Below are 26,852 nucleotides of genomic sequence, written 5' to 3'. Positions count from 1 at the left end.
CGTCCATCACCACATCCTACTGCAAAGTGCCATGCGGTGCAGACTGTCCAGATAACGCGACCAACTCTTCGCGCCCATAGTCCTTCGACCCGAACGCACCTGTCTGGTCGCGATCGAGGCGGCTGCGATGGCCGGTCCAATGCCCCAGCTCGTGGAAAGCCGTGCGGTGCCAGTTGACCGGATCGTGAAAATCGTCGGGCCGGGGCACGGCCACGAAGTCATGCGCCGGGCTGTAATAGGCCGAGGCGCCGCCGATCCGGAAATCTGCGCCAGTCGCGCGGATCAGCGCATCCGCCTGGGGCAGGACGAGCCCAGCGGGCACGGGCGGCGGCGGGACGCAGACATGTTCGGGGAGACCCTCGCACTGATCGACCGAGAACACCGTGAACGTGCGGAGGAACGGGATGCCCCCGACCGGATCGCGTCCCTCGGCAGCTGCACGGCGTTGCTCCGAGCCGGGTACGAACCGCCGTGTATAGATGATCGACACGCCGTGCTCGCCGCGCCGCACGGTGCCGCCGAGGACCGATGCTTGCCGGAAGGTGAGGAAGGCGTGGCCCGAATAGCCGTTGGAAACGACCGCATCCCACAAGGCCAGAATATTGATGCCGCTGTAAGCCCGCTGGCTGACCGCATTGTGCGGCATACCAACGCCCGCCTGGGTGCTGGTCCATGGCTGGACCCAGGGCACGCGCCCGGCCTCGAGGTCGGCAATGATCCGGTCGGTGATCTGCTGGTAGAGGTTGGCGCGCCCGGTGGACGGACGCGATGCAGTTCGAGATGCCATCGCATGAAACTCCGCGACGGACCGCGGCAAGCCTCTCTCGCCGCTCTTTATCCGTCACGGATTGTCGGGACGCACTCTCGCTCTGGCGAGGCGTTGCGGGGCGGCAGTCCCGCTTGAAGGGGTCCGCCGAGACCGGACCGGGCTCGGCGGCAGGGGAAGGCTTTCCCCAACTGCGGCTAGAAGCCTCCCTTGCACAATTCGCCTTTGCGCGGCTGCAGACGCGCCAACATGGCGCGTGCCAGGTATGGCGGAATGCGGCGATGCAGGGCCCACAAATCGGCCTCGTGACAGGCGCGCAAGGGCTGTGCGCTGCCGCAAGGACAGGGCCAATGGCCTTTCGGCCTCGGTAGTCTCAGTATTCGCAGGTGATAGAGAATGTCCTTGCGCCGGTTGGCGATGCCGAGTGCGTCGGCATAGGCTTCTTCCATGCCCTCCAAGCCGTGCGCGCGCTCGCCGAAAGGCCAGCTGCCGGTCTTTTCGAACCAGAACTGCCCAAGGAAATATTCTCGCAAGGGGCCGGAAAGATAGGCTGCGATGCCGGTGTCGCTCGCGGTCGCCAGCCAGTTTTCCCAGACCGTCACGCAGCAATCGCCATCACCGTTGATATGGTGATCGGGATCGCGGGTAATGCGCCCACCGGTTTCGAACACGCGCGGTTCGATGCGCGGATAGGCCGATGACAGCTCGATTCTCACCGCATAGCTGGCCAGCGGACCTTGCGGGTCACATCCGGGACTGCCGTCGGTGACGACAAAGGTTCCTTCGATCACGATCCCGCCATCATGCCGCGAGGCGCGAAGACCGGGTTGGTCGAAGCCGATTGCGCCTTCGACCTCGGACAGTCTCAGCAAGTGAACCCCCTCAGCGCACCCAGGGGCGGGACTGCGAACCGCTGCGCTGCACGTCGTCGACCGCGCGGCGGGCGCGCTCCAGATCGGCATCGTGCCCGGCGCCCAGCAGCAGTGCCGGCGCGCCAATGGCAGCCTCGTCCGACATGACGCTGGCAACGGCGCGTTTCACGAGCGTCGGGCCAAGGCGCCGTTGCAGCTCGGCGGGAACGGTATCGAAGGGGCTGGCCCGCAGATACTGGGCGAAGTCCTGCCGGGCCTGGGCGAGCCAGCGGAGAAAATTGTCCCGCTTGATGGGCTCTTCGGGCCATTTGTCGGCGAAGTTTTCGACCGGGTTCACGGGGTTGGGCACCCAAGCAATCCCGTCACGCTCCTCAATGTAAAGGTGCATGTTGGTCAGGATGGTCTGAAGCGCCGCTGACAGCGAGGTTTCCTCGTTATAGGCATGCGCCGCCAGCGTCGTGATGATGATCGAGATCGGCTTGTGCTCGCCATCCTCGGCAAACATGCAGTCGCGGTGGCGCTTCAGGAGCTGGATTGCCTGCTGAAGCGGGGTGCGGACCTTGTAGTCGGGGATTTCGTCGACACTTGCGGTGATGCGCTCGCGTGCTGCGAACGACCGCTTGGCCTCACTCAACCGCACCCGCATCCGGCTCCGAAACCAGGCGGCGTAGCCGTAAGGGTTGCTCTGCAGCCAGTCATCCGAGATCACCGCATAGTCGCTGCGCTGGTTGTCGGTAATCGCGATCGCGTGGCCGCTGAGGTCGCCATCCGATGCCAGCGTGCCGAATCCCTTGGCCCGCAACTGCATCTGATAGCGCTGCGCATCAGGCAGCGCCGGCAGGACATCCATGTGGAACTGCGCACCTTCGGCATAGTTGAGCGTCCAGCAACGACGGCGCTCGTCCGGATGGGCCATGTTGCGTGCCCGCGCATAGAGCGCGACCTCGTGACCGACCGCATCCTTGAGCTGCTTCTGGGTAAGCGCGGCTTTGGACCCGTTGACGCGGCAAACCAGATCGACGTCATATTCGTCCGCGTCGGTCAACGGGCGGGTGACCGTTCCCAGAAGAAACGACCCGTGCGGTGAGATGGCCGGATCGAGATCCGCAAGAGTGGATTCGGGCCGGTCGAGCCAGCCGCCAAGCGCCTCGTACCGCTCCTTGGCCTCTTCGAACTTGGCGGGCGGGATGTCGAGCGCGGCAGCGATCGCTTCGAGGATATCGTCGTGCGACCTGGCCAGCCGCTTGTCATGAACAGTCATCAGGGCACCTTGTGACAGGGAGTGAATTCGTCGGCGGGCGTGCCGAAGAAATAGGGTTGGAGGATCGGCTTCTGGACACGGGCTTCGGCGAAGGCGCGGTCCTTGAGGCTGCGAATGCGGCGGGTGTCGTCGAGCGAGTAGAAACCGTCAGGGACCGGCTGACTGACACGGAACACGGCGCGACGCACATGCTCGTCGCCGGTCAGGATCCTGGCGATGCCGAGTGAACCATGCGATTGGCCCGCCATGAAAATGCTCGAAAGCTGCGGTGCGATCCTCGCCGCACCATAGGCGGCGCGCAGGGTCTTGATATCGTCGAGACAGCCAACGCTCAGGACGTTGAGCTGATCGGCAGGCCAGCCAAGCGTACCAATGGCTTCGACGACAGCGAGCCCGGCAGGGTTGTTGGCCCAGAGGCCACCATCGACCAGTCCGACATCATTGGCTGTCACATGCTGGGCGAAATAGGTCGGCGCGGCCGCCGTCGCCATGGCAGCATCGATTGCCAGCTCGCGGCAGTCGGTCTGCAGGCGGGGATGATGCGCAGTTTTGAAGACATAGACGCCCTGGGTCTGGGGATGCCAGGCCGGGATCACGAGCCGGGTCTGCGCTTCGCCCAGCAGCCGGTCGCCGAGGACTCCGTGAAGAGCCTTGCGCAGCGGCTCTGCGCTGTATTTCGGACCCCAAAAGGCCCAGCGACCGGTCCGCAGATGGCGTTCGAGCCAGCCAAGGAAGCCTTTCCGGCTCTGAGCAAAAATCGCCGGGCCTTCCTCTTCGTAGAGGCGCAAAATGTCGGCGGCGCGCAGCCCCAGGGCGAGGCCGATGGCAATGATCCCGCCCGTCGATGTGCCAGCGATCAGGTCGAAATAGCGCCCGATCGGCTGCTCCAGGTCCTGTTCGAGATTGGCAAGAAAGGCTGCCGGGAACGTGCCCCGAATGCCGCCGCCATCGATGGTCAGGATGCGCTTCACTGCCCCCAGTCCTTCGCTCAGTGCTTGTTGTCGCGCGGCGGCATCGGATCGTTGCCGGGCGCTACCGTGTCCGAATCGCGCCAGCGGCCGTCACGCTCCTGGATACGGACCTCGCCGCCGCCGAGGTTGCGCACCGTCTGCTTGGCGGCCTGCTCTGCCGAGCGCTGGGTTGAATGCACGCTGCTGGCGCGCTGCGCGCCCGCCGCTTTTACCGCCCATCCGTTCGGATGCTTCGTCACGTACCGGTCTGCCACGCTTCATCTCCTTGACTCGACTCTCGTAAACCGCATATAAACTATTCTCATAGAACGTCAATGTTCGCATAGTTTCTATACGGATGGAGAGTCGCCAAGGTGCGCTGGGGTGTCGAGCAAAGACTGGAATTTATCGAGTTCCGCCTTTTCTGGGAGGGCACGATCAACCGCGCCGATATCATCGATTGTTTCGGGGTTTCGACGCCGCAGGCCTCGAAGGATCTGGCGCTTTATCAGGCGCGTGCGCCGGGCAACATGCTCTACGACACGCGGGCGAAGCGATACGTCGCGGCCCATGCCTTCGTGCTGCGATTCCTTGATCCTGATCCCTATAAATATCTCTCGCAGCTGCGTGCGGTGGCGGAAGGAATGTTGCCGACCAGCGAATCGTGGATTGCGGCCATGCCCAGTGCGGACGTCGCGCTTACGCCGAAGCGCGAAATCGACATCGGTATCCTGCGCAGGGTTCTCGAAGCCGTGCGCGAAAACCAGTCGATCGATGTGCTGTACCAGTCAATGAACAGTGCCCGGCCTGACCCGATCTGGCGGCGGATGACGCCGCACGCCTTTGGCTATGACGGCTTTCGCTGGCACGTTCGCGCATTTTGCCACGTAGAGACGAAGTTTAAGGACTTCCTGCTTCCCCGAATTCTCGAAGTGGGAGAAAAGAGCGAACCCGGCCAATCCGGCGAGCACGACTGGCTGTGGAACGACTATTTCGATGTTGTCGTCGGCCCACATCCTGACCTGACCGAAGGTCAAAAGAAAGTTGTCGCCAAGGATTATGGCCTTGAAATCGGCACAACGGTACTTTCTGTGCGCTATGCAATGTTGTTTTATGTATTGAAAAGGCTCGGTTTGCTTGATGATGCGGCGAAGCGCAGTTCGCGGAGCCAGCATATCGTCAATGTAAATCGCAAGGAAACGCTGGCGGCGCTGGAGCGCGCCGAGTTTCACCTTTAGAGCGTAGGTAGGGGACGGTAGTGCCGATGGGGGCGAAACTCGAAGAGATCAAGAACGGTGCATCGGTGCGCGGCGTCGCCTCGAGCCAGCCCGTCCACGTGATTTCGGTCGACTGGATCGGCGATCAGGCGATCAACGTCGTGTACCGCGATCCCAACGGCACCGTCGCCGAAGCCGTCCTCTATCGCGATGACGAGCATCGCCTTGAGGTCGAGCAGAATGGCCGTCCGTGGTCTTTCGATGCCGATGGTGCACTGCTGCGCCTGGTGACCGAGGCCAACCGGATCAAGCTGGCGCATTATTTCGATCCCTATCTCGCCATCCACACCAGTCTGGTCGATCCGCTGCCCCACCAGATTTCGGCGGTCTACGGCGAGATGCTGCCGCGCCAGCCGCTGCGTTTCCTGCTCGCCGACGATCCCGGCGCGGGCAAGACGATCATGGCCGGGCTACTGATCAAGGAGCTGATTGCGCGCAGCGATCTCGAACGCTGCCTGATCGTCGCACCCGGCAGCCTGGTCGAGCAATGGCAGGACGAGCTTGGCCAGAAGTTCAACCTCGAGTTCGACATTCTAACCCGCGACATGATCGAGACGTCGCGTTCGGGGAATCCGTTCACCGATCGCGACCGGCTGATCGTCCGGCTCGATGTGCTCGCGCGCAACGAGGATTTGCAGGAAAAGCTGATGAGCGCCCGCGAATGGGACCTCATCATCTGCGACGAAGCACATCGCATGTCGGCGACCTACTTCGGCGGCGATGTCAAATATACCCGCCGCTACCAGGTCGGCCAGAAGCTGGGTCAGGTCTGCCGCCACCTCCTGCTGATGTCGGCGACCCCGCACAACGGCAAGGAAGAGGATTTCCAGCTGTTCATGGCGCTGCTCGACGGCGACCGGTTCGAGGGCCGGTTCCGCGACGGCGTGCATTATGCCGACACGGCCGACATGATGCGGCGACTGACCAAGGAAGAGCTGCTGCGTTTTGACGGGCGCCCGCTGTTCCCCGAGCGCCGGGCCTACACGGTCAAATATGAACTCTCCGAGGGCGAGGCTGGGCTCTATACGGCGGTCACCGAATATGTGCGCACCGAGATGAACCGCGTGCAGCGTTTTGCCGAGGGCGACGGCAAGAAGCGGAACAATGTCGGCTTCGCGCTGCAGATCCTGCAGCGGCGTCTCGCGTCATCCCCCGCTGCGATTTACCAGTCACTGAAACGTCGCCGCGAGCGCCTTGAGACAGAACTTGGCGAAGCTCGCCTTGCCAACGCCAGTCGGCGCGCAGACTTCGCCGTCCCAAAGGTCAATGCCGACATCCTCGGCAATATTGATGAATATGGGCAGGACGAGATCGATGAACTCGAAGACCTGATCTCGACCGGGGCGACGACCGCCGAGACCGTCGAGCAGCTCGCACTCGAGGTCGAGACGCTGAAGGGCTTGGAGTCGATGGCGCTCGGTGTGCTGCGCTCGGGCGTCGATACCAAATGGAGCCAGCTCAACCGGATCCTCGATGACGATCTAATGGTCGATTCCGCTGGCAACCGGCGCAAGCTCATCATTTTCACCGAGCCCAAGGACACTCTAAATTATCTGCTCGACAAGGTGCGTGCCCGCATCGGCAATGCCGAGGCCGTCGACGTCATCCATGGCGGGGTTTCGCGCGAGGAGCGCCGCAAGGTGGTCGAGCGTTTCATGCAGGACAAGGACCTGCTGGTGCTGATCGCCAATGATGCGGCGGGCGAAGGCGTCAACCTTCAGCGCGGGCACCTGATGGTCAACTATGACCTGCCGTGGAATCCGAACAAGATCGAGCAGCGGTTCGGCCGCATCCACCGTATTGGCCAGACAGAAGTGTGCCACCTGTGGAATCTGGTTGCTGCAGACACGCGCGAGGGCGAGGTCTATGCTCGCCTGCTGGAAAAGCTCGAAGCTGCGCGCGAAGCACTCGGCGGGCGCGTCTATGACGTGCTGGGCGAGCTGTTCGAAGGGACAGCGCTCAAGGATCTTCTGTTTCAGGCGATCCAGTATGGCGAACAGGACGAGGTCAAGGCCCGACTGTTCCGCCAGGTCGACGGTGCGGTTGACCAGACGCATCTGCTCGAACTGCTGCGCCGCCGCGCGCTCACCAACGACACGATGCCCGAAGCCCGGGTCGAAGAGCTGCGGCTCGAGATGGAGCGAGCCGAAGCGTTGCGGCTACAGCCGCACCATATCCAGAGCTTCTTCGTCGAGGCCTTCCAGCATCTGGGCGGACGCATCAAGCGGCGGGAGGAAGGCCGGTGGGAGATTTCTCACGTCCCGGTCCGCATCCGGGAGCGGGACCGCCAGATCGGGACCGGCGCGCCGATCCAGAAGCAGTATGAGCGGATCTGCTTCGAAAAGGACAAGATCAACCAGCAGCCCGTTGCCGCGTTCGTGTGCCCAGGCCATCCGCTGCTCGAAGCCGTGATCAGCCTGATCCGCGAGCAGTATGAGCAGATCATGCGCCAGGGCGCGATTCTGGTCGACGACACCGATGCGGGGGAAGCCCTGTCAGTGGTATTCCTGCTCGAACACAGCGTGCAGGATGGCCGACTGACCAGCCTCGGCAAGCCGCATACGCTGTCGCAAAAGTTGCAGTTCGCGGCAATCGACAAGGCGGGCCACGCAACCAATGCCGGGATCGCGCCGCACCTCAACCTTCGACCTGCCACCCCGGAAGAGGTCGCAGCGGTGCGCGGACAGCTCGACGAGGGCTGGCTCACCACCGATCTTGAAAAGACCGCAATCCGGTTCGCGACGGTCGAGCTGGCGCAGCACCATGTTGCTGATGTGAAGGCGCGGCGGCTGCCCGAGATCGACAAGGTCGAGCAGGAAGTGCGCGCGCGGCTCAAGAAGGAGATCAACTACTGGGATTCGCGCGCCTTCGAACTCAAGGAAGAGGAAAAGGCGGGCAAGAAGACACGGCTGAACTGGCAGAACGCGCAGCGCCGCGCCGAGGATCTCGCCGAGCGGCAGAAGCGGCGGATGGACCAGCTGGAGAAGGAGCGGTTCATTTCTTCGCAGCCGCCACGGGTTCGCGGCGGCATGGTCGTGATCCCGCGCGGCCTCCTCGACGCGCAGAACGCAGCGCCCATCGGCAACCATTTCTCGGAAGATCCGGCCGCGCGCCGGGCCATCGAGCTGGCGGCGATGGAGGCGGTGATGGCGGCCGAGCGGACGCTGGGCAACACGCCCACCGATGTCTCGATGCAGAAGATCGGCTATGACATCGCCTCGCACGATCCAACGACCGGGCATCTGCGCTTCATTGAGGTCAAGGGACGGATTGATGGCGCCGACAACGTGATGATCACGCGGCAGGAGATCATCACCTCGCTGCACGAGCCTGAAAAGTTCATCCTCGCGGTTGTGTCGGTCAGCAACGGGTACGCCCATGAGCCGCGCTACATCCGCGGCCCGCTGGTCGAGCGCGAGCCGTCGTTCCTCGAAACCGCCATCCAGTTCCACCTTCCGCGCCTCTTGGAACGCGCCGAGGTTCCGGGATGAGGCCGACAAGGGAGATGATCATGGGTGAATCGCTGCTTCGCTTGAGCGCCAATCGATCGCGACGTCCGGCAATTCAGCCGGTCAGTCAGTGTGCATTGCTGATCGACGGCGAAGGGAGTGGCTCGGCCTTTAACGGATTAATGCAATCGGTACTTGGCTGGATGGAGCGGCGCTCAGGGCGTCCGCTCCCAAGCCAAGCTCACGACGGAAAGTCGTTCGTAATCGATGACATAGGCTCGCAGCGGACTGAAGCCATCTCGATAGAAGCTCCGCGCTATTGGGCTGCGCGCATCGACGACGCAGATAAAAGTGTGCCCCAGCGGACCTGGACGACTGAAATTGCATTGGCGCCCCAGGCGGACGGTCGGGTTCTTTTTGGCACCCGTCTCCAATGTGTGTCGCGCGGCCAATATGAGGAGTTTGACGCATCTGTGCCAAACTTCGTCCGTGAGGTCGTAGAGTCGGGCCATGCCTGGCTTGATGGCATCAACATTTCCGCAGAACCGATGCTCGTTGAATCAGAGGATGATGCAGACGAGCTCTGCAAGCTGCTCTGGAATCGTGGGCGCCGAAGCGATGTCATCGTATTTTCGTTGCCGGAGGATTCAAACGACTGGTCGGAGACCATCATTCCGGCTCGTGATGTAGCGCGCCGCCTTGCAGGCGCCGCACATGTGGCGATCGTGTCTCAAGCGGCGAGCTATCGACTAACGGATCAGGTCGGCAAGGCATTGTCCGTATACCGGCAGGCAGTTCGCACCTATCGACCTGGTTTTGACCCTTCGCTCGACGAGGCTGCGGCACACCCTCTCGGCCTTCCCGGCAGGATCGCGAACTGGGCTGGCGGCCCGCAAGCTTATCGGTCGTTTCTCGTCAACCAGACGCTGAACCGGACCGTAAGTGGTCGGGATAGCCAGCGGCAGCTCCCGCCATTCCTCGAAGTGAAACGGGTGGCGGGCGAGCTTCGTCGGCAATCAGCGCGCATTGAAGGCGAGTCTGATCGTGACCTGCTCGCGCTTGCAGAGCAGGAAATTCGTGATCTGACCTCATCGCTTGAGCAGATCAAGGAAGAGCAGGACAGCTACATCGCGCTTGCCGACCAAGAGCGCGAGGAAGCCGAACAGCAGGCTGAACAGCAGCGGCAAAGCAACGCGTTCTTGCGGCATAGAATCTCGTTGCTCGAAAGCCGTCTGGCCCAGACCGCGCCGCCTCAAACCGAACTTCCAAATAGCCTTGATGGCTTTGAGGACTGGTGCCGAGAACACCTTTCAGGTTCGGTCGAGCTGCACAGCCGGGCGTTCCAAGGGATCAAGAAGTCACAATTCGAAGATGTCCAGTTGATCTATAATTCGTTGCTATTGCTGCGGGACTTTTACGTTCCGATGCGCCGTGGCGGCGGGGATGCTGCCAAAGCTGCATACGATGCGGAATGTGGGCGCCTGGGGATCGACGAACAGCCATCCTTCGCTGGGGCAGGATGGGGCGAGCACGGTGACACCTATCTCGTTCGCTGGGGGAAAAGCCGTCTCCTGCTCGACCGCCACCTCAAGAAGGGAAACAGTCGAGAGGAGCGCTTCTGTTTCCGATTGTATTTCACATGGGTGGACGACGATCAGCATGTCCTGGTTGGCTGGCTACCCTCGCACCTCGATACTCGCGCGACTTAAGTAAGAAAGAATCCGATGTCCGAGACTACCTATAAGAAGAAGCTCATCGAGGTCGCCATTCCGCTGGAGGCGATTAATGAGGCGTCCGCGCGCGAGAAGTCGATCCGCCATGGCCATCCGTCCACGCTGCACCTGTGGTGGGCACGCCGACCGCTCGCTGCATGCCGTGCAGTCCTGTTCGCGCAGCTGGTGGATGATCCGTCGAGCCATCCCGACAAGTTTCCCACCCACGAGGATCAGGAGGCCGAGCGCAAGCGGCTGTTCGCGATCATCGAGAAGCTGGTGAAGTGGGAAAATTCCACCAACGAAGAGGTCCTGGAAGAGGCACGTGCCGAAATCCGCAAGAGCTGCGGTGGCGAACTCCCGCCGGTCTATGACCCATTTTCAGGCGGTGGCTCGATTCCACTCGAAGCACAGCGGTTAGGACTGCCCGCTTACGGGTCGGACCTGAACCCCGTAGCGGTGATGATCGGCAAGGCGATGGTTGAGATCCCGCCCAAGTTCAAGGACAAGGAACCCATCCATCCTGGCGCGAAGGACCGGCAGTTCTATCGCAACGCCGAAGGCCTAGCCGAAGATGTGAAGTACTACGGCGATTGGATGCGGGAGAAAGCTTGGGGTGAAATTGGGCATCTATATCCTCAGGTCGATCTGCCGAAGGAGATAGGCGGCGGTAAAGGGACCGTAGTGGCTTGGATCTGGTCGCGGACCGTTCCAAGCCCAGACCCTGCGTTTGCTGGTGTCGAAGTTCCATTGGTTCGATCATTTCAGCTGAGCGACAGCGCTTGGGTCGAACCAATTGTGACCGGCAAGCAGTACACCTTTCAAGTGCGAACAGGCCGATTACCCGAAGCAGCCAAGCTCGCGGGGACGGTCAGCAGGCAGGGTGGTCGATGCTTGGTGTCGAACAGCGCGATGCCGCTGAACTATATCAGAGAAATGGCGCGAAAGGGCCACCTTGGTCAGCGGCTAATGGCGGTCGTCGTTGAAGGCACCCGAGGACGCGTCTTCATTTCGGCAACAACCGAGATGGAAGAAACGGCGTTCCTTGCAAAGCCGAAATGGCTGCCAGAAGAACTGGTTACGACACCTTCCCATGAGGTTGACCGATTGCCGATGTACGGCATGACAACGTGGGGCGACGCATTTACAGGTCGCCAAGCAACTGCTCTGACAACATTTGTCGATGTTGCCAAAGGTCTCAGGGAAAAAATTCTCAGCGACGTGGCAGGAAGCTCGTCCATAAACGGAATCTCTATAGATGAGTACGTTAATGCAATTCGTGTGTATCTAGCCTGCGCGATTGACAGATGTGCGGACGCTTGGAGCACTATCGCAACTTGGGCCACAAGTGGATTCATACGGTTTACATTCGCCCGTCAGGCAATTGCGATGACTTGGGATTTTGCTGAATGCAATGTATTTAGCTCGTCTACGGGAAATTTCAGCGGCGCCGTCGATTGGGTCGTCAAATCTTTGTCGGAGCTCCCCGCAAATGGCACTGGCAGCGTGAAGCAAGCTGATGCTCGCTATGCCGTCTTGCCATCTGCAAGCTGCCTTTCGACTGATCCGCCATATTATGACAATATCGGATATGCTGACCTGTCTGACTATTTCTACGTTTGGTTGAAGCAGTCGGTTGGCACCATTTACCCAGAGATTTTTTCGACGATCACGGTCCCGAAATCCGATGAATTGGTGGCTATGCCACATCGACATAAAAACCGTCGTGCTGCCGAAGATTATTTCTTGAGCGGCATGTCGGAGGCTTTTGCCAACATAGTTTCTCAGATTGATAGAAATATCCCTGCAACAATTTACTACGCATTCAAGCAAAGTGAGGTTTCTGATGAGGGATTGACATCAACTGGCTGGGCAACCTTCCTTGATGCTGTAATTTCTTCTGGTCTAGCCGTTGTTGGGACTTGGCCGGTCCGCACCGAAAGGGCCGGGCGCACGATCAGCGTGGGAACTAATGCGCTTGCGACCTCAGTGGTTCTCGTCTGCCGAACAAAAGATGTCACGGCTGAAGTCATCACAAGGGCCGAGTTTATTCGTGCCCTCAAGCGCGAGCTGCCTTCGGCAATTGCTGAACTGCAGGTTGCCAACATAGCTCCAGCCGACATGCCCCAATCAGCGATCGGCCCCGGCATGGGCGTTTTTTCGCGTTATGGGGCCGTCCTTGAATCAGATGACAGCCCGATGGCGGTGAAGACAGCTCTTCAACTCATAAACCGGGAGTTGGACGAATATCTGGGTGGCATCCAAGGTGAGTTTGACGCAGACACCCGGTTCGCAATCACCTGGTTTGAGCAGAATGGGATCGGCAAGGGCGACTACGGTGTTGCCGACAATCTCGCCCGCGCTCGCGGCATCTCGGTTGAAAGCGTCAAACACGCCGGGATCATCGAAAGCGCTGCCGGTAAAGTCCGTATCCTCGGCCGCGATGAACTCGACGAGGACTGGGATCCGGAGGAGGACCGCCACCTGACGGTGTGGGAGTGCCTCCAGCACCTGGTTCGCCTGCACGAGAAGGGCGGCATTTCGCACGACACTGCAGTGCTTCTCAAAAAGCTCAATGCCCAAGCCGAGGCGGTAAAGGATCTGGCCTACTGCCTCTACGACATCTGCGCCAACAAGCGGAAGGATGCCAAGGAAGCGACGGCCTATAACGGGCTTATTGCCGATTGGACCGAACTCACGCGGCAGGCAGCCGCTGTCCACGACACGCGCCGCGACGGCCAAATGCGCTTCGACGTCTAAAGGGAATTATCATGGCAAAAAGCACCCGCCAGTATGTGTTCGAAGGCATGGAACTCCTGCCGTCTGCGCTGATTCCCTTCGTGGAAAAGCGTCTGGAAAGCTCGATCAAGGGCCACTGGCAGCTGGAAGTGGTTCAGCGCGTCCAAGGACTGCGCCCCAATTCGACAGGCGACGTGGGTTGGGACCAGCAGGGACTGCTCAAGACCATGATGGCCTTCTGGAAGGACGCCTTCGCCACTGTGCTGGGCCATCCTGAGCGGTCCTACGTGTCGGAACTGCTCGACGTGCGGAACAAGCTCTCGCACAACGAGACCTTCACCTACGATGATGCCGAGCGTGCCCTCGATTCCATGCGCCGCCTGATGGAAGCGATCAGCGCCGGGGATGCTGCCGAGCAGCTAAGCCGGATGCGGGACACGATCCTGCGCACCAAGTTCACAGAACTTCAGCGCAATGAGGAACGCCGGAAGACCCAGCGGCTGGAGATTTCGGTCGAAACGGTCGCTGGCCTCAAACCCTGGCGCGAAGTCGTCGAACCGCATCAGGACGTCGCGACCGGCGAATTCCAGCAAGCGGAGTTCGCAGCGGACCTCGCCAAGGTGCATTCAGGGAGCGCACCAGCCGAATATCGCGATCCGAAGCAGTTCTTCAGCCGCACCTATCTGACCGAAGGCCTCAGTACGCTTCTTATTGGCGCTGCAAAGCGCCTGTCGGGAAGTGGCGGCGACCCCGTGGTCGAACTTCAAACCAACTTTGGTGGCGGCAAGACGCACTCGATGCTGGCGCTCTACCACATGGCAGGTCCGACGCCGGCGCAGGATTTGTCAGGCCTCGATCAGTTGTTGGAAACCAACGGCCTGACAGTGCCCAATGGAATCAACAGGGCGGTGCTCGTCGGCACATCGCGCGGGCCGCAGGACGTGCTCAATGCCGATGGTGGCCGGAAGATCCGCACCACGTGGGGCGATTTGGCATGGCAGCTCGGCGGCGCCGATGCCTTCGATATGATCGCGGAGAATGACGCAACCGGCATCGCGCCTGGATCAAACCTTCTCGAAGCGATCTTCAACAAGTGCGCCCCGTGCCTCATCCTGATCGACGAATGGGTCGCCTACCTCCGCCAGATCTATAAGGTTGATGGCCTGCCTTCGGGCTCGTTCGACTCTAATCTGTCGTTCGTGCAGGCCCTCACCGAAGCGGTGAAGGCCAGCCCAGGCACGCTGTTGGTCGCTTCGTTGCCGGCATCGCAGATCGAGGTGGGCGGTGAAGGTGGCCAGGAGGCCCTGGCGCGCCTCAAACAGACGTTCAGCCGCGTTGAGTCCTCGTGGCGACCTGCCAGCCAGGAGGAGAGCTACGAGATCGTCCGCCGTCGCCTGTTCAAGGAAATCCCGGGCGACCGCTTCCACCATCGCGATAACACGCTGAAGCAGTTTGCGAAGCTCTATCGCGAGAACGCCAATGAATTCCCGCAGGGCTGCGCCGACGAGGACTATCGGCGCAAGCTGGAGAAGGCTTACCCGATCCATCCCGAACTGTTCGACCAGCTCTACACCTGCTGGGGATCGCTCGAAAAATTCCAGCGCACGCGCGGCGTGCTTCGATTGATGGCTCAGGCCATCCACGAATTGTGGATGAGCGGCGATCCGTCGGTCATGATTATGCCGGGCAGCGTCGCGATCAATTCGCCGCGCGTTGAACCGGAACTACTGCACTATCTCGATGTCAGTTGGCAGTCGATTATCGCCGGTGATGTCGATGGCGCGGCCTCGACACCCTACAAGATCGACCAGTCGGCGCCGAACCTGAACCGCTACTCGGCCACCCGCCGCGTCGCGCGGGCCATCTTCATGGGCACAGCGCCGACTCACCAGCAGCAGAACACTGGCCTGGACGACAAGCAGATCAACCTTGGCGTAGTCCAGCCTGGCGAGCGCCCGGCAATTTTCGGTGACGCGCTGCGCCGACTGACCAACCAAGCCAAGTTCATGCATTCAGACCTCGGTCGGTACTGGTATTCGATGGCGGCAAGCCTGAACCGTATCGCGACTGACCGGGCCGCGCAGATCGAGGCGGCGCTGGTCGATGTCACAATCGACGCCGAGCTAACCAAATATGTCGCCGGCCTGACAGACCGCGGGCATTTCGACGCCGTACAGGTCGCGCCAGCAGGGTCGGCCGAGGTGCCGGACGAAGCCGGCGGTGTCAGAGCAGTGGTGCTGGGCGTAGCGCATCCGCATAACGGCCGGGAAGGGTCCGAAGCGTTGGTCGAAGCCAAGGAAATCCTGATGCAGCGCGGCAGTACGCCGCGTGTGTATCGCAATATGCTCGTGTTCATCGCCGCCGACGCGAAGCAGCTCGACAACCTGAAGGATGCCGTGCGCGCTGCACTCGCCTGGAACGAGATTGTCCGCGACACTGATCGCCTGAACCTCACTCAAAGCGACAGCGCGCTGGCCAAGGCGAAGCTTTCTGAGGCCAACGAAACGGTGAAGACCCGGCTGAAGGAAGCTTGGTGCTATTTGCACTACCCGGCCCAGGCCAGCGCCCAAGCCGACCTCGAATGGTCTTCCGGCAAAATTCCGGCACAGGACGGATTGCTCGCCCGTGCCAGCAAGAAGCTGACTGGCGAAGAGGGTTTGCTGACCGAACTTGGCCCAACGCGCCTTGATCGAGACCTTCAGAAATACATCTGGAACGACAAGCCGCACCTCTCTTTGAGAGATCTGCGCGAGTACCTCAATCGCTACATCTACCTGCCACGCCTCAAAAATCAGGATGTGCTGGTCAAGTCTGTCCAGTCTGCTGTGAGTGGCATGCTGCCTGGGCCGTTTGCCTATGCAGAGCGTTGGGACGAAGCGTCGGGCAAGTATCTGGGCCTTGCGATTGACCACGCAAGCAATGCGATGATCGTCATTGATGGCGATAGCGTGATCATCAGGCCAGAGGTTGCAGAGTCGCATCGACCGGCCCCTTCGCAACCTTCTGATCCTTCACCGGGCGCGCCTACTTCTGAGACGCCTCCGGGTCCGGGAGGGCTGCCGCCCGAAACCAGCCCGACGCCACCTGTCGAGCGAAACCCGACCCGCTTCAGCGGTACTGTCATGATCTCGCCTGAACGTCCGGCGCGCGATATGCATCAGATTGTCGAGGCGATCGTCGAACAGTTGACGACACTCCCCGGCAGCAAGGTAACTCTCAGGCTGGAAATTGACGCGGAAGTCCCCGGAGGCCTCGACCGCGCCAAGGTCCGCACCCTGGTTGAGAATGCTAACACTCTCGGATTTTCAGAAAAATCCGTAGAGTAGGACTTCGCTCTCGCACCTTGATAAGGTTATTCACCTATTGGTCCAAAATGGGCCGATAGGTGAGCTGCGAAGATTCTACATGTAAATTGGTCTATTTACGTCGCATTTCTATCACCAGGCATGACTTGGAGATCATTTTTTAGTTGCGGGCATACTCTGATAGAGCCTCAATAGACCAAATTGGCGATTGGGGGATGCAACTGCGTGACGATCGAGGTGAGGCAACTGCGCTACGCCGTTCTCACGGCAGACATGAGCAGCCTATCGCGTGCGGCGTCAGCCCTCAATATGCGACAGGCGACACTGAGCCAGCGGGTCACACAACTGGAGGACAAACTTGGAATCAAGCTGTTCACCCGGTCAACGCGCGGTGCAGAACCGACCGAAATGGGCCGAGTTTTCATCGAATCTGCGCGCCGCATCATCACGGATATCGACAACCTCCAGACGACGGCAAGGGCCGTCAGCTACGGCGAACAGGGCCGCCTGGCAGTTGGGTACAGCTCATCGTTGATGGCGGGAAATCTCAAGCAGACCTTTTCGGACTATCTGACCCGGTTTCCTGATGTCCAGTTCGACGGCGTCGAGGCTGGCCCGGAGACGCTCCTGCATCGGCTGCAGTCGCGAACTATCGATGTTGCGGTGGCGCCGACAGGCATGGAAGAGAGCGGCGTAGTCTCGCGCCGGGTCTGGTCTGATCGGCTCCTGGTCACGCTGCTCGACGGACACAGACTGCTCGAGAATGAGCGGATTTACTGGACTGACCTGCGCCGTGAGGTTTTCGTCGTTCCCGGCAGCGGGATCGGCCCGATCGTGGCTAACCTCTTGGCCGCACGTCTGACCGAGCAAGGCTACCGCCCCAATATCATTGTCCAGGATACCAGCCTTGAAAGCGTCCTCAGCATCGTGTCGGTCGGACGTTTCATCACGATCGCGACCGAAGCGTCGCAGGGGGTGACATGGCCCGGGCTTAATTTCCGGGAAATCCATGATCAGGGCGGAACGGCCCGCCTGGAATTTTCGGTCTACTGGCGCGAGGACAATGAAAATCCAGCGCTGCAACGCTTCTTCACGCTCATCAACGAGCGTTACCCCGCCTGAGAAGTCCTACGGCATTTGGCGAAGCCCCGGTCGGTGGCAATGAACCGCTCCAGCATGGGCGGGACAAGACGTTCGACCGTGGGCGCGCCCTTCGGATCGCCTCCGTTCACCGCAAGGGCGTAAGCGGCAAGATCCCGATGCAGCCGCGCTGGGAGTTCGACTGTCAGACGCACAGGCTTTTCGTCAGCAAGATCGGTCAGCTTGAGCCGGGTCATCGCGCTTCTCCTGACTGGAAAGGCTCAAGGATCAGGTCGCGCGTGACAATGATCCGGAGAGCGAACCCCGGTCGCATGGTAAGGGTGGGCGGAACATTGAGCTGCCGCTGCACGACCTGCCGCCCCGTCTGGCTGACGGTATCCTGCGTACCGTAGCGCAGGGCCCGGACAATATCGCTCTCGTCACTGGCGACCAGTTCCGTGCCGGCACCCAGCAGCGTCGAGATCAGGGCAGCCTTCAGCATGTTGCCCCAGTGGAAGTTGGTGCGATCCTGAAGGCCGGCCATACCGGCTACATCAGCACCAGGAAGCCGGTCGAGCAGGATTGAGTGGCCACCCGGGAGGATGAGCCGGTCCCAGGCCAGGAGTACGCGGTTCTGCCCGGATGCAACGTCGCTGTCGTACTCGCCGATCAGACGCGACCCTTGCGGAATCAGCAGGATGCGTCCGGTAGGGCTGTCATAGACATTCTGCGTGACCTGCGCCGTGATCTGGCCAGGGAGATCTGAGCGAATTCCCGTGATCAGCGCAGCGGGAATGATGCTTCCAGCCTGTACGACATTGGGAGACCCAAGCCGCACAATGCGCTCGGGGCTCTCTGTCCCACGATCCCCCCTTCGCTCGAGGAAGGCACGGCGACTGGTCGACGACGTGGCAGGAGCGGCCTGAGCCACCTCCCCGGCGGGATTGGCAACAGAGGGTAATGCTCCAGCCGTGACTTCCGTGCGATTTTCGTTCCCCCGGGTGCCCCCTGCCAGAAACAGCTGGCTGGTTCTGGCACTGTCGCGTTCCTGCGCCGCGCGGTCGCGGGCCTGCTGTTCGGCAGCAAGCCTCGGATCGGGCCGCGGCGCGCTATTGGGAACTGGTCCGACCGGCGGGATGGGAACATTCTGGCCATTCTGCTGGGCTGCGACGATGGGGCGGCCCAAATCTCCAGGGAGTGGTGGCCCCAATTTCGGCACGTCGCCGTAATTGGCAGGCGCACCCGTCACCTGATCCGCGCGATTGCGGCTGTTGGTGTCATAGAGGTTTTCCGGCGGTGCGTGCGTCTTTGGCTGAAGAGCGTAGATCAGCGATCCACCAATGCCGAGGCTCGCTACTAGGCCGATCGCAGCGAGCGCTTTGCGCGACAGGCGCATCACGCGTGGTGGCTCGCCGCCCAGACGAAAGCCGTCGCTGCTGGCCGCTGCGGCGGGTGCCTCCCCTGCCGCTCGATCAGGATTTTCCTCAGGGATCTCGTCGAGCGACGATGGATCGAACGATTGCGGCCCGCTCATACGCGCCCCCTGCGGCGCGCGCCTTCACGGGCAATTCGGACACGTCGGGCACCGGTGCCGGCGCCCAGGCGAAGCTCCGCCGTGTCGAACAGCCTGTCGATAACCATGTAGCGGCCTTGAACCCGGTAATTGACGAGTTCGGCGGAATGGTCGGAGCCGATCACGAAAACAGGAGGCATATCGTTGGTGGCGATGCTGGCGGAAAATTCGACAAAGACCTGGCGGCCGTCATCGAACACGCGCACGGGCCGCCAGGGCGGCCGATCACCGGACAAGCGGTAATCAAAGTTCAAGGCCGAGAAATCGATCCCGGCAGCGACCGGTTCGGTGCGCTCGGCTTCTGCGGCCGCGCTCCGCAAAGCGATCAATGCGTCTTGCGGATAGGTCCACGATACGGCCGCCATATAGGTGGCCGTCGTGGCGCTCAGCTCCAGATGATAGGTGCGCCGGTTCGTATTGATGACGAGATTGGTGCTGATATCCGCCCGTGTCGGCTTCACGAGAATGTGGACGCGGCGCGTAGGGCCGCTTCCACTCAGCGTGTCGCCAATGATCCAGCGCACCGTGTCGCCCGAGGCGACCGGTCCCGGCCCGACCAGCTCCTCGCCCTCCTGCAGCATGATGCTCGTCACGTGCCCTGGCGAGGTGTAGATCTGGAAGAGAGCCCCTTCGGCGTAGGGATATTGCTGGATCGCATTGAAATAGCTGCTCCGATCCGGCTGTACGCGCGCCGCAGCGTTTGCCCGCACGATACGCGTGCGCGGGTCAACAGCTTCGGCTGCGGGGCCACTTGCGATTTCGCCGTGTGAATGCTGCACTCGCATTTCGCGGGCCGTCGAAGCGTTGGGAAAGCTGGCGAGGGTCGCGCTCGTCAGCAATACAGAAAGGCGCAACAGGCGCGAACGGGGAATCATTGGCTAAGCTCCTTTGACCAGTTGATGGCGTTGATGAACAGGCCGAGCGGGTTCTTGCGCAGAGCGTCAGCATTGTGCGGCGGCTGCACGACCGTGGTCAGGATCGCGGACCAGCGTGAGGTCTCGATCAAAGCGCCATCCTGATAGCGACGCTCGGTCCAGGCCACGCGGAAGCTGTCGTTCGAGGCGCGGATGACACTGGAGACGTCGACGGCAACCTGGACCTTTCCCACCTGCGCGAAGGGATCGTTGTTGCGCGCATAGTCATTCAGAGCCTGCGCGCCGCGGTCGGTGGTGAAGTCATAGGCCCGGAGCCAATCCTGCCGCAGGACGATAGGATCGGAAGGAATGGCCCGAACCTGCTCGATGAAGCGGGCAAGGTGAAAGGCCATCTGCGGATCGGTCGGGTGATAGTCCGCGTCGGCTGGCGCGATAGCCTGCGCCTGCCCCAACTTGTCGACCTCGACCACCCAGGGGGTGATCGTTCCGCGTGCCGATTGCCAGACCAGTCCGCCAGCAAGGCCCCCTGAGAGCGCGAGGCAGCCAAAGAAGGCAAGACGCCAGTTTTTCGCCTGAACCCGGGCCGAACCGATGCGGTCATCCCACACCTGGGCGGCGCGTTGGTATGGCGTGGCGGGTTCGGGACTGGTCCCGTATCGGATAGTCGGGCGTCGAAACATGGTGATGTCCTCGTGGATGGTTTCAGCTCTTGTCGGTGATGTCGGGGCCTGAGCCGCTGCCATGGCTGTCGCCGCCCTTCAGCGTGTGCGTGGCAATGGAGGCGCCTTGGCTCATGGTCTGCCGACGCCGCATTGCTGTCGCCCAGGCAGGTGGACTGTCAGGCGTCGCAGTTTCGTCCTTGGGTGCGGCAGCGTTCGCCGAGGCATAGTTGGCCTTGAGGCTATCGGCGGCGCGTTTGAGCGGCGAGGTTGCAGCGTCGGCGGCCGATTTCGCGACGTTGGCAAGACCCGAAGCCGCCGCGCCCCCGCCGGTTTTTCCGGCGGCGCCGGCTGCATAGGCGCGCGAGGCACCACCAGCAGCGCGAGCGCTTCCGGTGGCAGCTCCTGCCATGGCCGATCCGGTGGCACCCGCAGCAAGCTTGGCGCCAGCGACACCACCGGCCAATGTCGCGCCGGCAGCAATCGCCGTTCCCGCCGCCGCGCCTGCGCCGAGCTGGGGGCCTCCGGCGACGATGCCGTTGGCGATACTGGGACCAAAAATGCCGAGGCCAAGCAAGGTCAGCGCGGCAAGCGCGATGGCCATGACCTGCTGGATGTCAGGTTCGGCGCCAAGCCCGGCGTTGATAAACTGAGCGAACAGAGTGGTGCCAATACCGGTGATGACGGCCAGCACGAGGACCTTGATCCCCGAGGAAATGATATGCCCAAGGACGCGCTCTGCCATGAAGGCGGTGCGTCCAAAGAAGGCAAACGGTAGCAGGACGAAGCCTGCAAGCGTGACCAGCTTGAACTCGATGATTGTCACGAAGACCTGGATTGCCAATACGAAGAAGGCAATCACCACGATCACCCAGGCGATCAGCAGGATCAGAATCTGCACGAAGTTGGTGAACAGCCCCACCGGTCCGACGAGGTCTGCGGTCGCGTCGATCAGGGGTTGTCCAGCATCAAGCCCGGTGGCGGCGACAACGCCCGGGCGCATGAAATCGCCGATGGCCATGCCGCTGCCACTGGCCTGGAGACCGAGACCGGCAAAGCTCTGGAGCATGATCCCGGCGAGGTTCGAGAAGTTGCCGATGATGAATGCGAAAGTGCCGATATAGAGTGTCTTCTTGATCAGACGCTGCAGGACATCCTCATCCGTGCCCCATGCCCAGAACAAGGCCGCCAGGGTTACGTCGATCACGATCAGGGTCGATGACAGAAATCCGACCTCGCCGCCCAGCAGGCCAAAGCCACTGTCGATATATTGGAGGAAGACCGCCAGGAACTGGTCGATCACGCCGGTGTCATTCATCGGTGATCATCCCTTCCATGGAAAAATCGCTGGCGTTCGACATCCCAGACGGCGTCGCACCCAGATTCCGGCATGGTGATTGTCCGGCAGCGCCTGAGTTCGGCGGCATGAGGGTCGGGAGCCGTTGCCTCGTCAGCAACAAGGACGGTCGTCGTTGGCACCACTGGCGACCGCGTTGCCGAAGCAATCGCGATCGCCATGAGGAGCCCGCCAAGCGCTGCGGCCGCCGCCAACTTGACCGACCGGCTCATGTCAGTTGCGGGTCCGGAAGCGGCGGAAGCGCTCGCGTCCTTCAGCCTCAGTCGCTGCACTGCGGGCAGCTTCCAGTGCTTGTGCGCGGCCCTGTGCCGCGATGGCCGCTGTCAGATCGGCAAGCTGCTGGGTCTGCAACGCGAGCAGCTGATTTCCCGCCTGTGCTGCCTGAAGAGCGCCTGTTGCCGACTGGCTAGCACCAACAAGCGTCGTGATGGTGCTGCGGGTCGCGCCGAGATTGCCAACGATCCCGGCCTGAACCTTCATGGCATCTTCGAAGGCGCCGACGCTGTCCTGCCAACGGGCATCGGCATTGGCGACCATCTGAGCCTGTCCCGCTGACAGGGCCGCGCCCTTGTAGCGACCGTTGAACACCTGCTGGACGTCGGTCACATCGTAGGCGATCCGCTGCGCCTGGTTCAGCAACTGGCGGGTCTGATCGACCTGTTGCTGAAGCGTCTGGATCGTCGAAACCGGCAAGCTGGCTAGATTGCGTGCTTCGTTGATCAAGCTGGTCGCCTGATTCTGGATCTGCTGGATCTGGTTGTTGATCTGCTGCAGCGTCCGGGCGGCGGTCAGCACGTTTTGCGCGTAGTTGCTGGGATCATAGACAATCCCGCCGAACTGGGCCCGCGCTGGCGCGGCGATCATGGTGCCTGCCACCAGCGAGGTGGCGATTGCCGTCGCCATGAGGGTGCGGCGGAGGACGGGAATTTTCATGGGAGGATTTCCTTTCCGTTGAGTGCGGGCGGCGGGGGAGTAAGCAGTTCGGCCGCCCATGCGAGGCTGCGATGCCGGAGCCAGGCCGCCGCAAAACCGTCGCGGCCATGGGCAGCGACAAGTTCGGCAATGCGGAGCTGGTCGGATTTGGAGGATGCCGCGCTGAAGGCGAGTGCGACCTCGCCAAGGCCAAGTTCGAACAGGCGATTGCCGCGCCGTGACTGGCAATAATAATCGCGCTTCGGCGTGGCCCGGCTCAGGATCTCGATCTGCCGGCCATTCAGTCCAAACCGCTCGTACACCTTAGCAATCTGGGGTTCGGCGGCCCGCTCGTTAGGCAGAAATATCCGCGTCGGGCAGCTCTCGATGATGGCCGGCGCGATGGCCGAGGTCTCGATGTCGGCAAGGCTTTGCGTGGCGAAGATGACGCTGGCATTCTTCTTGCGCAGCGTCTTCAGCCATTCGCGCAGTTGTGCGGCAAAGGCTGGGCTATCGAGTACCAGCCAGCCCTCATCGATGATGATCATGGTTGGCGAGCCGTCGAGCCGACCTTCGATCCGGTGAAACAGATAGGCGAGAACGGCCGCAGCCGACGACGCGCCGATCAGCCCCTCGGTTTCGAACACCTGGACCGAGGCCTCACCAAGTCGTTCCTGCTCGGCATCAAGCAGCCTGCCCCAAGGGCCTCCGACGAGGTAGGGCGACAGCGCCTGTTTCAGCTCCTGCGATTGCACCAGCACGGCTAGTCCGGTCAGGGTACGTTCGGACGGCGGGGCGGACGCAAGAGACGTCAGCGCCGACCAGAGGTGCTCCTTGGCCGCCGGGTCAACATGCACGCCTTCGCCCGCGAACATCGCTGCCAGCCATTCCGCGGCCCAGGCGCGCTCACCCGGATTGTCGATGCAGGCGAGCGGTTGAAGCGCGACGGCCGTGTTGTCATCCGCATCTGCGCTGAGGGCACCGCCCAGGTCCTGCCAATCGCCGCCCATTCCAAGTGCTGCGGCCCGGATGGAACCGCCGAAGTCGAAGGCGAAGATTTGCGAGCCGGGGTAGCGCCGGAATTGCAGCGCCATCAGCGCCAGCAGCACCGATTTCCCGGCCCCTGTCGGCCCGACAATAAGACTGTGGCCAACATCGCCAACATGAAGGGAAAGGCGGAACGGGGTCGAGCCTTCGGTCTTGCCGTAAAGCAAGGGGGCGTCACCGAAATGCTCGTCCCGTTCCGCTCCCGCCCATACCGCTGACAGGGGGATCAGGTGGGCGAGATTGAGGGTGGAAATGGGGGGCTGGCGGACATTCGCGTAGACATGGCCGGGAAGCGATCCCAGCCACGCCTCGATCGCGTTCATGCCTTCGATCGTGCAGGTGAAATCGCGGCCCTGGATGACCTTCTCGACCAGACGAAGCTTTTCGACGGCGAGCGCCGGATCGCGGTCCCAGACGGTGACCGTTGCCGTAACGTAGGCAATGCCGGCATGGTCTGCGCCCAGTTCCTGAAGCGCCATGTCGGCGTCGGCTGCCTTGTTCGAAGCGTCCGAATCCATGAGCACCGATTGCTCGTTGGTCATCACCTCTTTGAGAATGGCGGCGACCGATTTGCGCTTGGCGAACCATTGGCGGCGGATTTTTGCCAGCAGCTTGGTTGCATCGGTCTTGTCGAGCATGATCGCACGGGTCGACCACCGGTATGGAAATGCCTGCCGGTTGAGTTCGTCGAGCAGTCCGGGGAAAGTTGCGGTCGGGAAGCCGGTAATAGTGAGCGTGCGCAGATGGGCATGCCCGAGCTTCGGTTCGAGACCGCCGGTCAGCGGCTCGTCGGCCAGCAAGGCGTCGAGATAGACGGGCGTTTCGGGAACGCGGACATGCTGGATTTTGGTTGAAACCGTGCTGTGCAGATAGGTCAGAGTTGCGCGATCATCGAGCCAACCGGCATCGGGCATGAAGCCCTCGACAAGGTGCAGTACGCGGTCCGTCCGATCGACGAAGGATTTGACCAGCTCGTTAGGATCGACACCCGTCGCTGCCTTGCCCTCGTAGAGCCAGCTTTCGGCGCGGGCCGCATCCTCCGGCGGCGGCATCCACAGCAGGGTGAGGTAGTAGCCGCTCTCGAAGTGCGCTCCCTCTTCGCGAAATTGCTCACGACGCTCCATGTCGACCAGGGCAGAAACAGGATCGGGGAAATTGCTGTGCGGGTAAGCCTTTGCGGGGACACGCTGCGCTTCGACGAACACGGCCCATCCCGAGCCCAGTCGCCGCAGCGCATTATTGAGGCGTGATGTCACGGCGACCAGTTCTGCGGGCGTGGCGCTGTCGAGGTCCGGACCGCGAAAGCGCGCCGTGCGCTGAAACGATCCATCCTTGTTGAGCACCACGCCCGGCCCCACTAGTGCGACCCAGGGGAGGAAGTCGGCCAGACTGGCGGATTTGGCGCGGTATTCGCTGAGCGACATCATGGCCGCACCCACGTCGGATATTTGAGGTGACGGCGCGCGACATCGACAAACTGCGGATCGCGCCGGGCCGCCCAGACAGCGAGCGCGTGTCCGATTGCCCATATCGCGAGGCCCGCGAGCCACAGCCGCAAGCCGAGCCCGATCGCACCCGCCAGCGTACCATTGACGATGGCCAGAGCACGAGGGGCACCGCCGAGCAGAATCGGCTCTGCCAGCGCCCGGTGGACCGGCGCGTAGAAGCCCGGGATGTCGTCAGCCGCTGGCATCAGATCAGCGCCCCACCGCCGAAGCTGAAGAAGCTGAGGAAGAAGCTCGATGCGGCAAACGCGATCGAGAGGCCGAAAACGATCTGGATCAGCCGGCGAAAACCGCCGGACGTATCTCCGAACGCCAGGCTGAGGCCGGTGACGATGATGATGATCACCGCGACAATCTTGGCGACCGGCCCTTCGATGCTTTCAAGGATCGATTGCAAGGGAGCTTCCCAGGGCATCGACGATCCGCCGGCATGGGCCGGCGTCGCGGTAGCGAGAAGGACAAGCGCGCCGGTTGCGCCAAGAGCGACGCGATCAGCGCCGCGCCGGATGGAACAGATCATAGGGTGTCTCCTTGAGTTTGGGTGACGGGGATGAGGCGGTAGTCACCGGTCATCGGGTCCAGTCCCGTGACGCGCGCCAGTTCAGCCAGGCGTCGTCCGGTGCCGTCGCGGACCAGGACGGCGACAAGGTTGATGGTATCGGCGATGAGCGCGCGCGGGACGGTGACGACCGCCTCCTGGATGAGCTGCTCCATGCGCCGCAGAGCGCCTATCGCACTCCCTGCATGGATCGTCCCGATCCCACCGGGATGCCCAGTGCCCCAGGCCTTCAGGAGGTCCAGCGCCTCCGCGCCGCGCACTTCCCCGATCGGAATACGATCAGGGCGCAATCTAAGGCTCGAACGCACCAGGTCGGAGAGCGAGGCAACGCCATCCTTCGTCCGCATCGCCACGAGATTGGGCGCGCGACATTGCAGTTCGCGCGTGTCTTCAATGAGGACGACCCGGTCCGTGGTCTTGGCGACCTCGGCTAGCAAGGCGTTGGTGAGCGTGGTCTTGCCAGTGCCGGTGCCTCCGGCAACCAGGATGTTGAGGCGTTCCGCTACACCTCGTTGAAGCACGTCGGCTTCCGGCCCGGACATGATCCCCGCGTTGACATAGTCCGCCAGCAGGAACACCGCGACAGCAGGCTTGCGGATCGCGAAGGTTGGAGCAGCCACCACCGGTGGCAGCAGCCCTTCGAACCTTTCCCCGCTTTCCGGCAGCTCCGCTGACACCCGGGGCGCGTCCCCGTGAACCTCGGCGCCAACATGGTGGGCGACAAGGCGAATGATGCGCTCGCCGTCTGCAGCGCTCAGCTGCTCTCCGCTGTCGGACAGCCCGATCCCCAAGCGGTCGACCCAGAGCCGCCCGTCAGGATTGAGCATGATTTCGGTGACCTGCGGGTCGGCCAGCCAGGTCGCGATCGACGCTCCCATTGCCGTGCGCAACATGCGTGCGCCGCGCGAACGTGCTTCAATTCGGACTGGCTCAGCGCCCATCGGATACCCCGCT

General features: G+C 61.9%; 22 protein-coding genes. 6 read left to right on the top strand and 16 right to left on the bottom strand.

Annotated elements, in window-relative coordinates; all coding sequences use genetic code 11:
- Nucleotides 1-16: 16 nt before the first annotated feature.
- The 5 genes from AX692_RS13010 to AX692_RS12990 all read right to left on the bottom strand — a co-directional run bounded on the left by AX692_RS13010 (nt 17) and on the right by AX692_RS12990 (nt 4,124).
- The gene (locus AX692_RS13010; protein ID WP_081095313.1) at nt 17-787 is read right to left on the bottom strand and encodes an ArdC family protein; all 771 of its coding nucleotides are present in this window, start codon (nt 785-787) and stop codon (nt 17-19) included.
- 176 nt (nt 788-963) lie between these two features.
- Entirely contained in the window at nt 964-1,557 is a 594-nt protein-coding gene (locus AX692_RS13005) for a hypothetical protein (RefSeq protein WP_155644773.1), read from the bottom strand.
- A gap of 91 nt (nt 1,558-1,648) precedes the next feature.
- Nucleotides 1,649-2,899: a nucleotidyltransferase gene (locus tag AX692_RS13000; RefSeq protein WP_073974526.1), complete on the bottom strand. Its 1,251-nt coding sequence runs from the start codon at nt 2,897-2,899 to the stop codon at nt 1,649-1,651.
- A complete protein-coding gene (locus AX692_RS12995; protein WP_081095311.1) occupies nt 2,899-3,870 on the bottom strand; it encodes a CBASS cGAMP-activated phospholipase in 972 nt (323 codons plus the stop codon). The genes AX692_RS13000 and AX692_RS12995 overlap by 1 nt, the downstream gene beginning before the upstream one ends.
- Nucleotides 3,871-3,887: 17 nt before the next feature.
- Entirely contained in the window at nt 3,888-4,124 is a 237-nt protein-coding gene (locus tag AX692_RS12990; protein ID WP_073974524.1) for a DUF2188 domain-containing protein, read from the bottom strand.
- A gap of 99 nt (nt 4,125-4,223) precedes the next feature.
- Between AX692_RS12990 and AX692_RS12985 the strand changes: the two genes are divergently transcribed.
- From AX692_RS12985 to AX692_RS12960, 6 genes are all read left to right on the top strand, one after another.
- Entirely contained in the window at nt 4,224-5,087 is an 864-nt protein-coding gene (locus tag AX692_RS12985; RefSeq protein ID WP_073974523.1) for a WYL domain-containing protein, read from the top strand.
- A gap of 26 nt (nt 5,088-5,113) precedes the next feature.
- Complete coding sequence (locus tag AX692_RS12980; protein WP_073974522.1) at nt 5,114-8,617, top strand: helicase-related protein; 3,504 nt, start codon at nt 5,114-5,116, stop codon at nt 8,615-8,617.
- Nucleotides 8,618-8,637: 20 nt separating this feature from the next.
- The gene (locus tag AX692_RS12975) at nt 8,638-10,284 is read left to right on the top strand and encodes a hypothetical protein (RefSeq protein WP_155644772.1); all 1,647 of its coding nucleotides are present in this window, start codon (nt 8,638-8,640) and stop codon (nt 10,282-10,284) included.
- A gap of 15 nt (nt 10,285-10,299) precedes the next feature.
- A complete protein-coding gene (locus tag AX692_RS12970; protein ID WP_073974520.1) occupies nt 10,300-13,047 on the top strand; it encodes a DUF1156 domain-containing protein in 2,748 nt (915 codons plus the stop codon).
- Between the two features lie 11 nt (nt 13,048-13,058).
- Nucleotides 13,059-16,352, top strand: coding sequence for a DUF499 domain-containing protein (locus AX692_RS12965; RefSeq protein ID WP_073974519.1), 3,294 nt, complete (start codon nt 13,059-13,061; stop codon nt 16,350-16,352).
- Between the two features lie 204 nt (nt 16,353-16,556).
- Nucleotides 16,557-17,453 (top strand): LysR family transcriptional regulator, encoded by an 897-nt coding sequence (locus AX692_RS12960; RefSeq protein WP_073974518.1) that lies wholly within the window; start codon nt 16,557-16,559, stop codon nt 17,451-17,453.
- Here AX692_RS12960 and AX692_RS12955 read toward each other — a convergent pair.
- The 11 genes from AX692_RS12955 to trbB are packed head-to-tail and all read right to left on the bottom strand — an operon-like array spanning nt 17,441 to nt 26,791.
- Nucleotides 17,441-17,668, bottom strand: a complete 228-nt coding sequence (locus AX692_RS12955) for a DUF2274 domain-containing protein (protein WP_073974517.1) — start codon at nt 17,666-17,668, stop codon at nt 17,441-17,443. The genes AX692_RS12960 and AX692_RS12955 overlap by 13 nt on opposite strands.
- Nucleotides 17,665-18,945, bottom strand: a complete 1,281-nt coding sequence (locus tag AX692_RS12950; RefSeq protein ID WP_073974516.1) for a TrbI/VirB10 family protein — start codon at nt 18,943-18,945, stop codon at nt 17,665-17,667. Before AX692_RS12950 ends, AX692_RS12955 begins: the two co-directional genes overlap by 4 nt.
- Complete coding sequence (gene trbG / locus AX692_RS12945; RefSeq protein WP_073977075.1) at nt 18,942-19,859, bottom strand: P-type conjugative transfer protein TrbG; 918 nt, start codon at nt 19,857-19,859, stop codon at nt 18,942-18,944. The genes AX692_RS12950 and trbG overlap by 4 nt, the downstream gene beginning before the upstream one ends.
- Entirely contained in the window at nt 19,856-20,539 is a 684-nt protein-coding gene (gene trbF / locus AX692_RS12940) for a conjugal transfer protein TrbF (protein WP_073973083.1), read from the bottom strand. The genes trbG and trbF overlap by 4 nt, the downstream gene beginning before the upstream one ends.
- 22 nt (nt 20,540-20,561) lie before the next feature.
- Entirely contained in the window at nt 20,562-21,836 is a 1,275-nt protein-coding gene (trbL, locus tag AX692_RS12935) for a P-type conjugative transfer protein TrbL (protein WP_073973084.1), read from the bottom strand.
- The gene (trbK-alt, locus tag AX692_RS19105; protein WP_081095310.1) at nt 21,833-22,087 is read right to left on the bottom strand and encodes a putative entry exclusion protein TrbK-alt; all 255 of its coding nucleotides are present in this window, start codon (nt 22,085-22,087) and stop codon (nt 21,833-21,835) included. Before trbK-alt ends, trbL begins: the two co-directional genes overlap by 4 nt.
- A gap of 1 nt (nt 22,088) precedes the next feature.
- The gene (trbJ, locus tag AX692_RS12930; protein ID WP_073973085.1) at nt 22,089-22,808 is read right to left on the bottom strand and encodes a P-type conjugative transfer protein TrbJ; all 720 of its coding nucleotides are present in this window, start codon (nt 22,806-22,808) and stop codon (nt 22,089-22,091) included.
- Complete coding sequence (gene trbE / locus AX692_RS12925; RefSeq protein WP_073973086.1) at nt 22,805-25,261, bottom strand: conjugal transfer protein TrbE; 2,457 nt, start codon at nt 25,259-25,261, stop codon at nt 22,805-22,807. Before trbE ends, trbJ begins: the two co-directional genes overlap by 4 nt.
- On the bottom strand, nt 25,258-25,527 hold the full coding sequence (locus tag AX692_RS12920) for a VirB3 family type IV secretion system protein (RefSeq protein WP_073973087.1): 270 nt from the start codon (nt 25,525-25,527) through the stop codon (nt 25,258-25,260). The genes trbE and AX692_RS12920 overlap by 4 nt, the downstream gene beginning before the upstream one ends.
- Complete coding sequence (locus AX692_RS12915; RefSeq protein WP_073973088.1) at nt 25,527-25,859, bottom strand: TrbC/VirB2 family protein; 333 nt, start codon at nt 25,857-25,859, stop codon at nt 25,527-25,529. Before AX692_RS12915 ends, AX692_RS12920 begins: the two co-directional genes overlap by 1 nt.
- The gene (gene trbB, locus AX692_RS12910; protein ID WP_419470480.1) at nt 25,856-26,791 is read right to left on the bottom strand and encodes a P-type conjugative transfer ATPase TrbB; all 936 of its coding nucleotides are present in this window, start codon (nt 26,789-26,791) and stop codon (nt 25,856-25,858) included. The genes AX692_RS12915 and trbB overlap by 4 nt, the downstream gene beginning before the upstream one ends.
- Nucleotides 26,792-26,852: the final 61 nt, after the last annotated feature.

Origin of the sequence: Erythrobacter donghaensis (genome assembly GCF_001557325.1) — a bacterium.
GTDB lineage: Bacteria > Pseudomonadota > Alphaproteobacteria > Sphingomonadales > Sphingomonadaceae > Erythrobacter > Erythrobacter donghaensis_B.
This window is presented reverse-complemented; position numbering and strand designations above follow the sequence as displayed.